Origin of the sequence: Azospirillum argentinense, assembly GCF_000632475.1 — a bacterium.
GTDB classification, from domain to species: domain Bacteria; phylum Pseudomonadota; class Alphaproteobacteria; order Azospirillales; family Azospirillaceae; genus Azospirillum; species Azospirillum baldaniorum.
Genome location: NZ_CP007795.1, coordinates 735,636 through 749,066, shown reverse-complemented (window position 1 = coordinate 749,066; position 13,431 = coordinate 735,636). Strand labels below are relative to the sequence as shown.

At 66.1% G+C, this 13,431-nt stretch carries 11 protein-coding genes; 1 reads left to right on the top strand and 10 read right to left on the bottom strand.

What is annotated here, in order from left to right:
* Positions 1-2: 2 nt before the first annotated feature.
* From ABAZ39_RS25695 to ABAZ39_RS25670, 6 genes are all read right to left on the bottom strand, one after another.
* Complete coding sequence (locus ABAZ39_RS25695; RefSeq protein WP_040136854.1) at positions 3-668, bottom strand: CpaD family pilus assembly lipoprotein; 666 nt, start codon at positions 666-668, stop codon at positions 3-5.
* An 11-nt stretch (positions 669-679) separates the two neighbouring features.
* A complete protein-coding gene (locus ABAZ39_RS25690) occupies positions 680-2,128 on the bottom strand; it encodes a type II and III secretion system protein family protein (RefSeq protein ID WP_040136852.1) in 1,449 nt (482 codons plus the stop codon).
* A gap of 29 nt (positions 2,129-2,157) precedes the next feature.
* Entirely contained in the window at positions 2,158-3,012 is an 855-nt protein-coding gene (gene cpaB / locus ABAZ39_RS25685; RefSeq protein WP_051658543.1) for a Flp pilus assembly protein CpaB, read from the bottom strand.
* A gap of 3 nt (positions 3,013-3,015) precedes the next feature.
* Positions 3,016-3,564 carry an A24 family peptidase gene (locus tag ABAZ39_RS33435; RefSeq protein WP_051658542.1) on the bottom strand — a complete coding sequence of 183 codons (549 nt, stop codon included), beginning with the start codon at positions 3,562-3,564 and terminating at the stop codon, positions 3,016-3,018.
* A gap of 113 nt (positions 3,565-3,677) precedes the next feature.
* Entirely contained in the window at positions 3,678-3,893 is a 216-nt protein-coding gene (locus ABAZ39_RS25675; protein ID WP_200476034.1) for a Flp family type IVb pilin, read from the bottom strand.
* Positions 3,894-4,279: 386 nt separating this feature from the next.
* Positions 4,280-4,711 carry a hypothetical protein gene (locus ABAZ39_RS25670; protein WP_144243632.1) on the bottom strand — a complete coding sequence of 144 codons (432 nt, stop codon included), beginning with the start codon at positions 4,709-4,711 and terminating at the stop codon, positions 4,280-4,282.
* A gap of 346 nt (positions 4,712-5,057) precedes the next feature.
* Between ABAZ39_RS25670 and ABAZ39_RS25665 the strand changes: the two genes are divergently transcribed.
* On the top strand, positions 5,058-5,357 hold the full coding sequence (locus ABAZ39_RS25665) for a flagellar transcriptional regulator FlhD (protein WP_040136846.1): 300 nt from the start codon (positions 5,058-5,060) through the stop codon (positions 5,355-5,357).
* A 349-nt stretch (positions 5,358-5,706) separates the two neighbouring features.
* On the opposite strand, the gene ABAZ39_RS33430 is transcribed toward ABAZ39_RS25665, so the two are convergent.
* The 4 genes from ABAZ39_RS33430 to ABAZ39_RS25645 form a co-directional block, all read right to left on the bottom strand.
* Positions 5,707-8,040, bottom strand: coding sequence for a PAS domain-containing protein (locus ABAZ39_RS33430; RefSeq protein WP_051658541.1), 2,334 nt, complete (start codon positions 8,038-8,040; stop codon positions 5,707-5,709).
* Between the two features lie 43 nt (positions 8,041-8,083).
* Positions 8,084-8,281, bottom strand: coding sequence for a type II toxin-antitoxin system ParD family antitoxin (locus ABAZ39_RS25655; RefSeq protein WP_040136844.1), 198 nt, complete (start codon positions 8,279-8,281; stop codon positions 8,084-8,086).
* Positions 8,282-8,934: 653 nt separating this feature from the next.
* Complete coding sequence (locus ABAZ39_RS25650) at positions 8,935-10,017, bottom strand: potassium channel family protein (protein WP_051658540.1); 1,083 nt, start codon at positions 10,015-10,017, stop codon at positions 8,935-8,937.
* 89 nt (positions 10,018-10,106) lie between these two features.
* Positions 10,107-13,412 (bottom strand): DEAD/DEAH box helicase, encoded by a 3,306-nt coding sequence (locus tag ABAZ39_RS25645; protein WP_160174860.1) that lies wholly within the window; start codon positions 13,410-13,412, stop codon positions 10,107-10,109.
* Positions 13,413-13,431 lie beyond the last annotated feature (19 nt).

Sequence of the window (13,431 nt, the reverse complement as noted above, 5' to 3'; positions counted from 1 at the left end):
TCCTACTGCTGTGAAGCGCCGGTGAGCACCGTGCTGGAGGCTTTCAGCGGCGTGACCTTGTTGGCTTTGTAGCGGTCGACCGCAGCTTCCTGCGCCGCCCCGTCGGCCGGCCCCATCCGGCGTGGCGCCGCGAGGTCGCCCGGATCGGCCAGCATGACGGCGAGGTTGTTGGCGTTGGCACAGCCGAAGTTGCTGGACGGCCGGAAGCTGTTGTCGTCCATCACGGTGCGGCGCCAGTCCGGGCAACGCGGCGGAACGGCGGCGTAGAGCTCCGCCATTACGGCGATGCCGCGGACCGGACCGGCGTCGCCGCCCGGCTGTCGGGCGACGGTAATGTTCGCGGGATCGACACCGAAGCCGGCAAGCGCGCGGACCACCGGAACCGCCTGATGCTGCTCGGCGCCGGCGGGCAGCGCGATGGTCACGCGGGTCCGCGGCGGCTCCCCCAGCTCCTCGATCAGCCTGCGCAGTTGCGCCGTGTCGGCGGGAGCCAGCCGGTTGCGGGTGGCCGGCAACCGGGCGGTGCTCTCGGCACGCTCAACCGTCACTTCGCGGGGCGTGTCGGCCGGCGTCCACAACGCTTCCACCGGTGTGCAGGCGCCGGCCAGCAGCGTCAGCGCCAGAAGGACAGCTTGACGAAGCGGGCGCTGCGGGAAATGGTCATTCATGGCCCGTCTCCTCAATAGATGAAGCCAGCGGCACCGTTCAGCCGGGCACCGCCGGGACCGACCGGACCATCCGATCCGGGGGCGGGGGTTTCCTTGGCGAGGCGGCGGGCAAACAGGCGTTCCAGTTCGCTGGTCGGGCGCAGACCGTCGAGCGGGGTTTGCAGCGCGCCGGGCCCCGCCGGATTGACCAGATAGGGGGTGACGATCACCACCAGTTCGCTCTCGTTCTTGCGGAATCGGGTGGAGGAGAACAGCGGGCCGAGCACCGGCAAATCGCCGAGCAGCGGAAATTTGGTAACCGCGTCGCGGATGTTGTTCTGCAACAGGCCGGCGATGGCGAAGCTTTCCCCGCTGCCCAGTTCCACCGTGGTCTCCACCCGGCGCACCGAAAGTCCGGGAATCTGGATGGAGCCGATGGTGACGGCACCGGCTTCCGACAGCTCGCTGACTTCCGGGCGGACGGTCAGGCTGATGCGTTCGGGCGACAGCACCGTCGGCGTGAAGTTGAGCCCGATGCCGAACTGCTTGAAGACGACGGAAACGCGGTTGTTCTCCTCGGCGACCGGAATGGGGAACTCGCCGCCGGCGAGGAAGCTCGCCGTCTGGCCGGACGCCGCGGTGAGGTTCGGCTCGGCCAGGATGGTCACCATGCCCTCGGCGTCCAGTGCGTCGATGACGGCCGTCAGGTTCACGCGGTTGCTGGAATAGTTGGAGACCAGGGAGCCCGCGTTCTCCGCCGACCGCTGGAAGACGTCCCGGCCGTAGTTGGTGTCGAACTTCATGAAGTCCCGCCCGGTGATCAGGCGGAAGGCGAAGGCGCCCGGATTGAGCAGGGAATCCCAGTGGATGCCGAACTGGTTGTCCGTGTTGCGCGCCATCTCCGCAACGCGGACGCGCAGATGGACCTGGGTGGGAACCGTGACCTTGAGCTGGTTGACTACCGTCTCGCCCTGTCCGACATAGCCCTTGGCCAGCGCCATGATCGCCTCGGCGTCCTGCGGCGTGGAGACGGCGCCGCCGACGACCAGCCGGCCCGGTGATGAGGTGAGGGAGACGCGGTAGGCGGGGAATTCTGCCCGCAGCTGGTCGGTGAACTGTGCAGTGTTGTGAACCACCACGATGTCGCGCTGCACCAGCAGTTTGTCCTCGGCTCCCAGCGCGTAGAGCGTCGTCCGTCCGGCCTTCTTAGCGACGACGAAAACGCTGCGCTCCGTCGGCGACTGGATGTCGGCGATATCCGGGCTGGCGATGAAGAGGCTCGTGGCGGGTTCGCTAAGACGGATCAGGGTGCCGCTGCCGACCGCCAGTTCCATGGTGCTGTGCGTCGCGCGTTCCGCGGTGTTCCCCTGGGCCGCCGCGATCTGCGGAGCGAGGAGAAAGCCGCCCACAAGAGCGGACAGGCAAAGGAGGAGGAGGAGTTTGGCCGTGCGAACCGGCTCGCACGGAGCTGGCAGGGGCATGGTGGGTTTCCTGGGGCAGCGGGTTGGCGTCAGAAGGATTGCCGGACGAGTTCGGTGCCACGGATGACGGCGAGGCGGGGGCGTTCGTTGGTCTTGCGATCGCCGCTATGGCCGGTGAGCGCGGCCGACACGTCCGACGCCCAGACCGGCTCGGTCGCCGTCGGCGCGACCGCCTCGCTTGCCGGGGCGATGCTGTGCAGGCTGAGCGTGAGGTGACCGAGTTCCGCGGCGACGGCGACCTTTTCGGCCTGCCGGGCGCCGACCTCCAGAGTCACGGTGGTGGCCACCTTGCGAACGTTCCCGGAGTTGTTGTGGTCCTTGGCGGCCTCCTCGACCCGCTGGTCGACGGCGATGACGCGCACCCTCTCCAGGACCGTTTCGCCGACCAGCCGGCGGGCCGGATTGTCCTGTTCGTTGGGCAGGGCCTGCGTCAGGATCAGGTCCACCAAGTCTCCGGGAGAGATCAGGCCGGCGGCACCCGACACCTCGGTTACCGCGACGGAGATCGCGCGCATGCCCGGTGACAAGACGGCGGCCAGGAAGCCGCGCTCGCCGGGAGCGATCAGGCGGGAGCGCATCACCGGCTCCCCGGCGGTGATGCGGTGGCGGACCATGGCGCCGATGCTCGGGTCCTTGTCGCTGCCGAACAGGACATGCTCTTCCAGCACGGCGCTTTGCGGCCAATCCTGCCAGCGCACGTCGGAGTCCTGGATGAAGGTGCCGGGCGCCAGGTCGTGCGCGGCGACCCGCAGCTTCGCCAGCGCCGGCGGAGCGGGTACCGCCGCGGCAGGCGGTGGCTGGGTGCCGGGAAGGGCCAGCAGGATCGCCCCGCTGCCGAGCAGCGCAAGGGCGGCGAGGGAAAGGAGAATGGTGCGCGGAGCCATGCGTCACATCCCGGTGGAGCCGAAGGGGTGCAGGACGGACACGCCACCCGCCGCGATGGCGATGCCGTAAGGCAGGCCGGCCTCGCCGAACGGAAGAGCATCGACGTTGCGGGTTCGCAGCAGCGTTTCCAGCCACAGCCTGGCCTTGGCCGTTGCCGAACAGGGGAAGAAGAGGGCCAGGGTATCGGCGGCTCGCCGTGCCGCGACGCGCGCCAACGCCACAATCGCCAGAACGCCGCCCGCCAGCACCGTGACGAGCAGCAGCGCGGGAAGCTGCTCCCAACCGGACCACAGCGCCGCCGCCGTCAGAAGCTTGACGTCGCCACCGCCCATCTTCCCCCCCGCGAAGAGGATCAACAGGGGAACGAAGACGAGGACGGCGCCGGCCACCGACGACAAGGGCGGGTACGCCGATGGATCGGCGATGGCCGCCGCGGCGAACAGCAGGCCCAGAAAGGCCGGTATCCAGTTCGGAATGATTCGGGTCCGGAAATCGGAGATGGCCGCCGCCATGAACAACATGGTGGCGCCGCCGGAAAGAAGCGTCTTCATCGCTGCTGGCTCCGAACCGATAGTTTCGAGCCTTGCCGAAATCTTCCGCACAGCGGCTGCCAGACACCGGAAGCGCCCGGCAGCCGTCTGAACGGGGAGACGATCTCACCTCATTACGGACTGACGATCGCCGTTCCGGTGAGCTTGGTCGCAATGTCCGCGAATTTCTGGTTGATGGCGCTGCCGAGCGAAGTGAACCCCGCCGTCGCGGCGAAAGCCACCAGTGCAGCCAGCACGCCATACTCGATCGCGGTCACGCCGTCTTCGTTCGCGATCAAAGATGCAAAGAGAGTGCGCATGCCTTTATTCCCCGTATAGGTTTCGGACATCTTCGATGACTTGATCTCCGCATACAGCGGTCGATGTCCATTTGGTTACCGAAATATCATCGGCCACGCAACTGCATGAAAAATGCATCACAATTGATGCAGATCAATTGCGCAAATTTCCGTGAAAGGATTCTCATCCTATGGCCGAAGGCTCGAAACGAGATGACAAGGCGATCATGCCGGGATCACCGCCCGTTACCCCGAAATTGCGGATTATGCGAATAATTGCGTTAACGGTGGATGCCAGGGTGCGACATATTCACATGCCGCAGCTGCCCAGCGCGCTACCATGTCCTAAACACGCGATTTCCGGAAAACGGTCTCGAGCCATACGCGCCCTGGCACCGCGACGCACCGGTAGGGCATTGTCCGCCGGGTGGCTCTCGTCAGTTCGCGGCAGAGAGGCTCCGCTTACGGGCGCGGGTCTCGTTCAGCATCGACTGCACCCGGACCGGCAGGACTCTTGCCATCAGGTCTGGGACCGCCGCGACTTGTCCGGTGGGCTTCAACTGGTCCGTCGTGCAATCGACGACGGCATCGATGAAAGCCAGAAGACGATACCAGTCCTCCTCCTCAAGCACCGCGGCATAGGCCGCGAGCGCTCGCTGACGGCAGAGATCACCCAGCTCGGGGGATGGCATCAGAGGCATCAAACCGGCGAGGACCGAGCCGGCCACCGGCCAGTCCGCCAGAAGCCGTTCCATCAACTCGTCGCTGTCGATCCGGCGGATACCCCACGCGCCGCAGTCGCTGCACATGACGGCTGCACCGTCCACCGGTTCCGGAAGAAATCGGGAGGGAGTAAACGAACGGGCCATGAAAACCACCGACCACCCGAGATGAAACCCGACAGAGATTGGCCGGCAGCTTATTGGAGACTGATATCCCTGTAAAGACAGCCTGATCGTGAACAGCGGCGTAAGGCGGCTATATCTTAAAAACCCATGGCCCTCCCGCCATGGTTACTAGATGGTAAACGTAATTACAATGGCAAATTATATTGAAATGAACTCACACATTCGTCCATTGCGGGATGGATCTTGCGAAGCGGGTTATCTGCGACAATTTGGACGGCACTTTCGGGCGACTGGCTTGTAAGATTTGGGATGGCACGTTAAGAGATGTTGCCACTCCCCAAGACAGGCGGACATTGCGAGCGCGGCGATGGCAATCGATTTCCAGCAAGACATCTACGAACTCAATCTTCATTACCTCATGGTTCTGCAACGGGTTGCGCAGAACGACGTCGCCGAAGCGGCGATGCGGTTCGGGATTGACGCCAAGACGGCCGAAGCCGTATGCGATGCCTCGATTCGGGAGTTGCAGAGCGTCGCATCGGGCGTGGTGGCCATGATTTCGGCGCGGCCGCTGCTCCAGGAACTCACCTCGCGCAACCCGGTGGACCGGGCGGACCGTCTGCGTGCGGGTGCGATTCTGCGTTCGATTTCGACACCGGATCGCTGACAGCGGCCCCTGGAGCGGCAGATCGCCTTTCTGGAGAAAGGTGCGCCGATGTTGCCGGGCGGTGCCCAGGTCGACAGCGGCGCTCCCCCGGGCGATCCGTTACTGTTTAGATGTCATGCTCCATCATACTTGTTATATCCATCGCCTGCCACAGCAGGTTAAGGCGGTTGCCCACCCCCGCAACCAAATTCAAGCCCTTGAGGGCAAACAGATTTCAGGGGCTTTTCATGTCTGGGTCGGCCCTGCCCAGACCGCTTCCGGAAACATTTGAGCGGAAATTCCCGCACGCTTTGGAGTAGGGTGCCGGGGTGTGGACGTGACCGAACCGGCCCGCTCACAAAAAGCGCACTTATCTTCCCCGTAGCCCTTCTTCGAGCAAGGCCTCCAGTCTGGCGGGATCGATTGGCTTGTGCAGCATGCGAATGCCGGTCCGCCCGGCCTCGGCCAGCCGTTCAGCCGAGGTGTCGCCGGTCACCAGAACCGTGACCGGCGTGCCGCGTCGGCGGGCTTCGCTGATGATGACCACGCCGGTCTCTCCCGCACCCAGGGAGTGATCGGCGATCAGGATGTCCGGTGGAGTCTCAAACTCATTCAGCATGGTCCGGGCCTGCGCCAGCGTGCGGGCGGTGTGCACGGACACGCCCCAGCTCCCCAGTGTGACCTCCAACGCTTTCAGCACCATTGGTTCATCGTCCACCACCAGGGCCGTCCGGCCCCGCAACGTCCCGCAGAGCGCCTCCCCTCCAGCAGCGGGCATCTGCGCTTCGTCCTCTGCCAACGGAAGCGTCAGGCTGAAGGTGGACCCTTTACCGGGTTGGGAGCGGACCGACACCCGGGCCGCCAGCAGATCGGCGACCCGCTGCACGGTGGCGAGGCCGATGCCGAAGCCGCGCGCATGCTCACGGGTCGCGTTTCCGATCTGGTAGTAGGGATCGAAGATACGATCCATCTCTTCCGGGGCGATGCCCCGCCCGGTATCGGTCACGTCGATCGCCAGCCGGTCCTTCTCGACCCGCGTCTCCACCGTGACGCCGCCCTGTTCGGTGTATTTGACGGCGTTGGAAATCAGGTTGCGCAGCACCAGTTCCACCAGCAGGGGGTCGGACCGGACCGATCCGGCCGCCGGTGGGATGTGCAACCACAGTTTCGCCTCGCGCGCCGGTCCCTGGAACTCGCCGTAAAGACGCTTCAGCAACTCGTCGAGGTCGAAGACCCGCTCCTGCGCCGTGAGCAGGCCGGCGTCGAGCCGCGCCACCTCCAGCAGCCCGCTCAGCATGCCCGTCAGGCTGGTCATGCTGTCCGACAGCGGCTTCAGGAGTTCGCGCGCCTTCGCGTCGAGTGGTTGCCGCCGCAGAAGCTCGAGAAACAGGTTGGCAGCCTGCACCGGCTGGCGCAGATCATGGCTGACCGAAGCGAGAAAGTTCGACTTCTCCCGGCTCGCCGCCTCGGCCGTGTCGCGTGCCTGCTGCAGCAGGGCTTCAGCGTGCTTGTGGTCGTGGATGTCGGTCGAGGTGCCGAACCAGCGGGTGATCGCGCCGCTGTGTGGGTCGCGATAAGGCAGACCCCGGACCAGGAACCAACGGTACTCCCCCGTCTTCGAACGGAGACGATGCTCGACGAGGAAGAGGCTGCCCGCCCGCTGCGCCTCTTGAAAGCGGTCCGCTGTCAGCGCCGCATCGTCCGGATGGGTGAAGTTGGCGATGACGTCCGATACCGTGGTTGGTGCCGTCCGGGGTTCGTAAGCGACACCCGTATAGTCGGTCCACTGGCGGTTGAAGAATTCCACCTGTCCCTCGGCGTCGGTGATCCAGACGATCTGCGGCACGGCGTCCGCCATCAGCCGAAACCGCGCCTCGCTCTCGCGCAGGGCCTCGTCGGTTCTCCGGCGGGAGGTGATGTTGCTGGCGGTGCCAAACCACTCGCAGACCTCACCATCCGCATCCAGGATCGGCACCGCTCGCGAATGCGTCCATCCCAGTGATCCGTCGGCCTGCCGGACCCGATGCTCCAGATCGAAGGCGCTCTTGGTCCGGATGGCTTCCCGTACGGCGTCAAGAAGCTGGGGTTGATCGTCCGGATGGATGTACTCCTCGAGCCACGCCTTGTTGCCGTCCGTCGTGTCGGTGAGGAAGCCATGCCCGTCGAGCTGCCGCAGTTCCGTCCAGTCGACGTTCATGCGGTAGATGGCGTAGGAGGAGGCCTCCACCAGGGCGCGGAAGCGGCTCTCGCTGTCGCGCAAGGCGAGTTCGGTCCGCTTGCGGCTGGTCACCTCATGCACCGTCACCAGGACGCCCGCGATGGTTCCGGCATCGTTGCGGACCGGACTGTAGGTGAGGTCGAACCAGGTTTCCTCCGGGGCTCCGTTGCGCTCAAGGATCAGTTTCTGGTCGTCGAACCCGCGGGATTCACCGCGGAGCACGGCCTCGTAGATCGGCCCGTTGAAGTCCCAAACCTCGGGCCAACACTCGCGGGTGGGTTGGCCGAGGGCGCGGGGATGCTTGCCGGCGGTGATTTCGGCGTAGCAATCGTTGTAGATCTGGATGAGGTCGGGTCCCCAGAGAACAATCATGCCAAGTGGGGAGGCGAGAATCAGGTCGACGACAACCCGCAAGGACAGCGGCCAGTTCGCCTTTGGTCCGAGGGGCGTCGCAGCCCAGTCATGGGCACGGATCAGTGCTCCCATGGCCCCGCCTCCACTGGGCCAATCCAGCTCCGAACCGGTGGCGTCAGGGATCATGGCCGCCGCTTGGGGCAGGAGGCTGGGCAAGCGATGACGGCGGCAGCGCAACACGCTCCTGAAGCAGGCGCAACCCGTCGCGCACCACCTCGCTGACCGTCTGGTAACGGCCGGACGCCACCAGAGTCTGGACGAAGCGGTCGAGTTCCGGGGTGAGGGAGATGCTCTGGCTGATGCGCCTGGACATGGGACCATCGCAACGGAAGGGAAGCGGTGCCACAGAGTACGACACCGGGTCAGGGCCTGGAAGTCGACCGAAAGGCATGATTGCCTCCGGTCATAGATTCTGAACGGCAGGTGGTGCGGTGGCAATGCAGAACACAATGCAGCGGCCGCATCCGGGCGGTGGGCCGGGCCGGATTGTCTTGGATCGACGGCATTGATTTGCGAGTGCTGAGCGGGATGAAACAACCATAAAGCGCTTAATGAAAACTTTCGATTGACGACCTGGCCGCTCCGCCTGCGAAGGGGGCATGAATGGCACCGCCACCTTGCCGGTTATTTGACGGTCGTGAAACGGTCAGCCCATCAGGCCGCCATGGGCGCGGCAACGCTGGACATGCGGGTTTTTGCTAAAGGCACTTCACGGGGCCGGGTGGGCCTACGGCGGCGCAAAATATCGTGCCGCCGGGGTTACGGGACGTGCCCCGCCTGCTGGTGACGCCGGAAAAGCGGTTGTGGGTTTGGACGTGGGGGCCGTCGCTCGTGAAAAAATGGGACAGCTTCCGCCCGATGTCGTGATGAGCAAGTTCCGGTTCGCCATTTGGAGGACTGGGCTGCACGCTTCGAGTTCGCACAGGGCTTCGGCAACGCGGTCCTGTCATCGAAAACCACGAGCGGTCATTGGCCTTCCGCCTTGCCGTCACCGTGCGCCGAACTGATGACAAGCAGCAGGTCTCCGGGCTGGATGATATGGCGGTGACGCTCCGTGAAGGGAATGGCGCGGCCATTGCTGTGGATCTGCACAACCACGCCGGCGGTCGCCATTGCCATGGTCTTGCCGATTTCGTCCTGGGCCGCCGGGCGCTCCGTCAGCACCATTTGGCCACCCACCGACATGAGGTCGCACAGGAATGGCGTGGCATGGCTGGTTTCCACGGCATCGGCCATGAGATAGCCACCGATCCTGGGCGGCGACACCACCAAGTCGGCGCCGCTCAGCTTGGCCAGTTTGATGTTCTCCTCCTGCTTGATGTTGCCCACGATTTTGGTGCCGGCGGACAGATGGCGGACGGTCAGGATCACCAGAATGGTGGTGTCGTCCCGGCCCGAGCTGACGATCACCGTCTTGGCGCTTCCCACGCAGGCCCGGGTCAGTATCTCTTCGCTGGTGGCGTCGCCGAGCAACCCGATGAACCCCGCCTCGGCCGCCAGCCGGATGCGTTCCTCCGATTGGTCGATCACGACGATCCGTTCGCACGGATGTCCCTTGGCGACCGTCTCCTGCGCGGCGATGAAGCCACTGTGCCCGAAGCCGCACAGCACGATATGCCCCTGCAGATGCTTCTGAATTCGGCTCATTCGGAAATCCTCGATGATCCGCTGCACGACGAATTCGTAGGCGGTGCCCAGGAAGATGAACCAGATGAAGATGCGGATGGGCGTGACCGCGAAGGCATCAATCAGCCGCGCGGTGTGGCTGACCGGAACGATGTCGCCGTAACCGACGGTGGTGACGGTGATCATCGCGAAGTAGAGGATGTCAGGAAAGCTGACATGGCCGTCGATCTGGTCCTTCAGTCCATCGCGGTCGAACCAGAACACCGCAATGACCAGGGCGATCAGGACGATGACAAGCCCGACACGAAGGGCGAGCGTCTGTTCCGCCGACATTCCGGAGCGGACATGAAGAACCCGGCCTTGCCGGGGCTTAGATTTGATCCGCCACATCTCGTTGTCATTCCGCTCGCCAAGCTTCGGCATGGGCCATCCATCGAATGACACTCCCGGCCATCATAACGGGGATCGCCGCGTGTCGCTCCACAATGTGGCCATGTGGAGCGACTGTCCGGTCAGGCCGTGCCGACAGGCGGAAGCTGATCGAGCACGGTGCGCGCGTTGTTCAGGATCTCCAACGGTCCTTCGGCGCTCAGCGCAAAGACGAGGCGGTCGTCTGTCCGACGCACCTGTCCGGTCCACAGACGCTCCAGCGCCGCTTCGCGCACGGCCCGGCAGGGTGTGTCGTTCAGGGTCAGCGAAACGCCAGAGGGTCCGGCGGCCAAGGCGGCGACGCCCAGCCGTCGGCAGCGCGCGCGGAGCGCGGCGGTTGCCAGCAACAGCTCGACCTCTTCCGGCAATGGCCCGAAGCGGTCCTCGATCTCTTCGCGCAACGGCTCGGCCGCCGTTTCGTCGCGCAGACGCGAGAGGCGGCGGTGCAGGCCGATGCGCAAGTCCTCCTCCGGAAGGTAAGTGGCGGGAATGGTCTGCGGCACGCCCAGGCGCAGTTCGGGGGCTTCGTCCATCTCGGAGCCGGCCAGCGCGCGGGCCAGCAGATGCTGGTACAGCTCGGTTCCGACCAAGCGCAGATGGCCGCTCTGATCGGTTCCCAGCAGGTCGCCCGCCCCGCGCTGGTCGAGATCGAGCAAACTGAGGGCGAAGCCACCGCCCAGGCTTTCGATCGCCTCAAGCGAGCCCAGCCGCCGCTCGGTTCGCTCGCCGAGCGGAGTGTCCGGATCGGTCAGCAGATAGGCGTAGGCCTGCGCTCCCCCGCGCCCGACCCGGCCGCGGAGCTGATGGAGCTGCCCGAGCCCGAACAGGTCGGGGCGGCGGATCACGATGGTGTTGGCACGGGGAATGTCGATGCCGGTCTCGATGATGGGGGTTGAAACCAGCACGTCGATCGTTCCTTCCGCCACATCGACCATGACCTGATTGAGTTCGGCAACGGGGAGACGGCCGTGAGCGACGGCGATCGACAGACCGGGGACGAGCGCGCGCACCTCGGCCACCAGCGCCGGCAGGTCGGCGATCCGCGGGGCGACGCAGAAGCTCTGTCCGCCCCGCGCCTTTTCGCGCATCAAGGCGGACCGGAGAACCGAAGGGTCATAGGGGGCGACCCGCGTGCGCACCGGGCGCCGCCGCACCGGAGGGGTATCGATGACGCTGACTCCGCGCAGTCCCGCCAGCGCCCCCTGCAGCGTCCGCGGAACCGGCGTGGCGCTGAGCGCCAGACAGTGGACGCCGGCCGAAAGCCGGGCCAATGCCCGCTTCTGCACGGTGCCGAAGCGCTGCTCCTCGTCGACCACGACCAACGCCAAGTCGGCGAAGCGCACCGTCTTCGACAAGAGGGCATGGGTGCCGACCGCGATCGCCACCGATCCGTCGGCGAGGCCTTCGCGCACGGTTTTTGCGGCCGACGCCGCCATGCCGCCGGTCAACGGCTCGATGCGCAGGCCCAAGCCGGCCAGCCGCCGTCGGAACACCTCCAGGTGCTGGCGGGCGAGCACGCTGGTCGGAGCAAGAACGGCAACCTGCCGGCCGGTGAAGGCGACCGCCGCCGCGGCGCGCAACGCCACTTCGGTCTTGCCGTAGCCGACGTCGGCGCAGACCAGATGGTCCATGGGGCGCCCGCTGGCGAGTTCGTCCATCACGGCGCTGATGGCGCGCCGCTGGCCTGCGGTCTCCTCGTAGGGGAAGCGGGCGGCCATGCGCCGCATCGGTCCGGCCGGCGGTGCGATCACGGGGGCTTTCGTGCGAGCCCGGCGCTTGGCCTGGCGCACAAGGCTTTTCGCGGTTCGGCCGATCTCGCGCTCCAACTCCGCACGGCGGGCGATCCAATTTCCACCCTTGAGCCCATCGAGCGCCACCCGGGCGTCGCTGCTGCCGTAGCGCCACACGCGGTCGAGGTCGGCTGCCGGCACCAGGAGCCGATTCTCGCGGGCATACTCCATCACCAGAACGTCTTCCGGCTGGCCTCCGGTCTCAACCGTTTCGAGCCCGCGCACCGCACCGATCCCGTAGTCGAGATGGACGGCAAGATCGTCGCACGACAGGTCGGCGGGTGCCAGCGGGGCGGCCGGGCCGGTTCCGCCTTCCGGGCGGGGGCGTTGGGCGAGCACCGTCACGCCGTCGAACGTGAAGCCCGCCGCGACCCGAAGCACCAGGGCTGCCGGCGTCACGGGAAGCCCATCCACCGGCCACCGGTCGAGCACCGGCACCGGCCGGCCGGTCGCCGCCGCCACCCGCTCCGCCATCCTGGCCGCGTCGGCGGCGTTCGCGGCGGCAATGATCACGGATTCACCCGCGGCAATCCGCTCTCCGGCGAGGCGGGGGAGGGTGCGTTCGGACACCGCCGGCGCCTCGCTGGACGAGGCTTGCCCGTCGGGCTCCAGGGTCAGTACCGCGCGCTTCCGCAACCCTGTCTCCCACGCGTCGCGGTCGAGGTGCATGGCGGACGCGTCGGCGCCCTCCAACTCGTCGAACCACGCCTCCAGCCGGTCTCCAACCCCCTCGTCCATGACGACCGGATTGTCGGCAAGAAGCTCAAGCACGCTCGGCAAGCGGTCGTAGGCCAGGGGCAGTAGGCGCTCGAAGGCGTAGGGGCGTCGTCCGGCGGCGAGTTCCTCCGCGAGCCCTGCGGCCATCGGGTCCCTGCGACCCTCCAGCCCTTGGATCAACCGTGCGACGATCTCCGGTGCCGCCGGGATTTCGGTCACCGGATGAACGGTGATCCGGTCGCAATCGCCCGTCGAGCGCTGGCTTGCCGGATCGAAGGTCCGTATCCGTGCGACCCGGCCATCGATGATGTCGCAGCGGACGGGGCGGTCGGCGTCCCCTGGAAAGATCTCCACGACGGAACCGCGGAATGCGGCCTCCCCCGGTTCGTCGATCCGTTCGTCGAGGATGTAGCCGCCGGCAATCAGGCGCTTCCGCCAAGCTTCCTCGTCATAGAGGGTGTCCGTCGCGATGAACAGCGCGACGTCGGGCCAGGCATCGGGGGGCGGAAGACGTTGCAGCGCCGCCTCGGCGGTCGCCAGAACCAACCGCCCGGTGCCTTTGGCCGGTCGGGACAAGGCGGCGATGGCGGTGGCGCGTTGCCCAAGCACAGCGCGCGATGGCTGGTCCCGCTCGCCAAGGGGGACGTCCCAACCTGGAATAAGCACGACGTCCAGGTCCGGCGCGGCGTCCCGGATCGCCCTGGCGAGCCGGATTGCCCGGGTGTCGCTGCGGGTTACGACCAATGGCGCCGCCTGTGAACAGGCGGCGCATCTGGCAAGCTCAATTGCCAGGGCACCTTCGGCCGGCGCGGCGCAGGTCATTGACCGGTCCAACCGGAATGCGGCGCGGTCGAATTGCATCAAGGACGCGGAATCAGGCATGGGACATTGCGTCAGGGGA

Bases quoted from the DNA above. Each gene is read 5' to 3' on its own strand.
- ABAZ39_RS25650 (WP_051658540.1), bottom strand. From the start codon at position 10,017: ATGCCGAAGCTTGGCGAGCGGAATGACAACGAGATGTGGCGGATCAAA.
- ABAZ39_RS25645 (WP_160174860.1), bottom strand. From the start codon at position 13,412: ATGCCTGATTCCGCGTCCTTGATGCAATTCGACCGCGCCGCATTCCGG.
- ABAZ39_RS25675 (WP_200476034.1), bottom strand. From the start codon at position 3,893: ATGTCCGAAACCTATACGGGGAATAAAGGCATGCGCACTCTCTTTGCA.
- ABAZ39_RS25695 (WP_040136854.1), bottom strand. From the start codon at position 668: ATGAATGACCATTTCCCGCAGCGCCCGCTTCGTCAAGCTGTCCTTCTG.
- ABAZ39_RS25665 (WP_040136846.1), top strand. From the start codon at position 5,058: ATGGCAATCGATTTCCAGCAAGACATCTACGAACTCAATCTTCATTAC.
- cpaB (WP_051658543.1), bottom strand. From the start codon at position 3,012: ATGGCTCCGCGCACCATTCTCCTTTCCCTCGCCGCCCTTGCGCTGCTC.
- ABAZ39_RS25670 (WP_144243632.1), bottom strand. From the start codon at position 4,711: ATGGCCCGTTCGTTTACTCCCTCCCGATTTCTTCCGGAACCGGTGGAC.
- ABAZ39_RS25655 (WP_040136844.1), bottom strand. From the start codon at position 8,281: ATGTCCAGGCGCATCAGCCAGAGCATCTCCCTCACCCCGGAACTCGAC.
- ABAZ39_RS33435 (WP_051658542.1), bottom strand. From the start codon at position 3,564: ATGAAGACGCTTCTTTCCGGCGGCGCCACCATGTTGTTCATGGCGGCG.
- ABAZ39_RS33430 (WP_051658541.1), bottom strand. From the start codon at position 8,040: ATGGGAGCACTGATCCGTGCCCATGACTGGGCTGCGACGCCCCTCGGA.
- ABAZ39_RS25690 (WP_040136852.1), bottom strand. From the start codon at position 2,128: ATGCCCCTGCCAGCTCCGTGCGAGCCGGTTCGCACGGCCAAACTCCTC.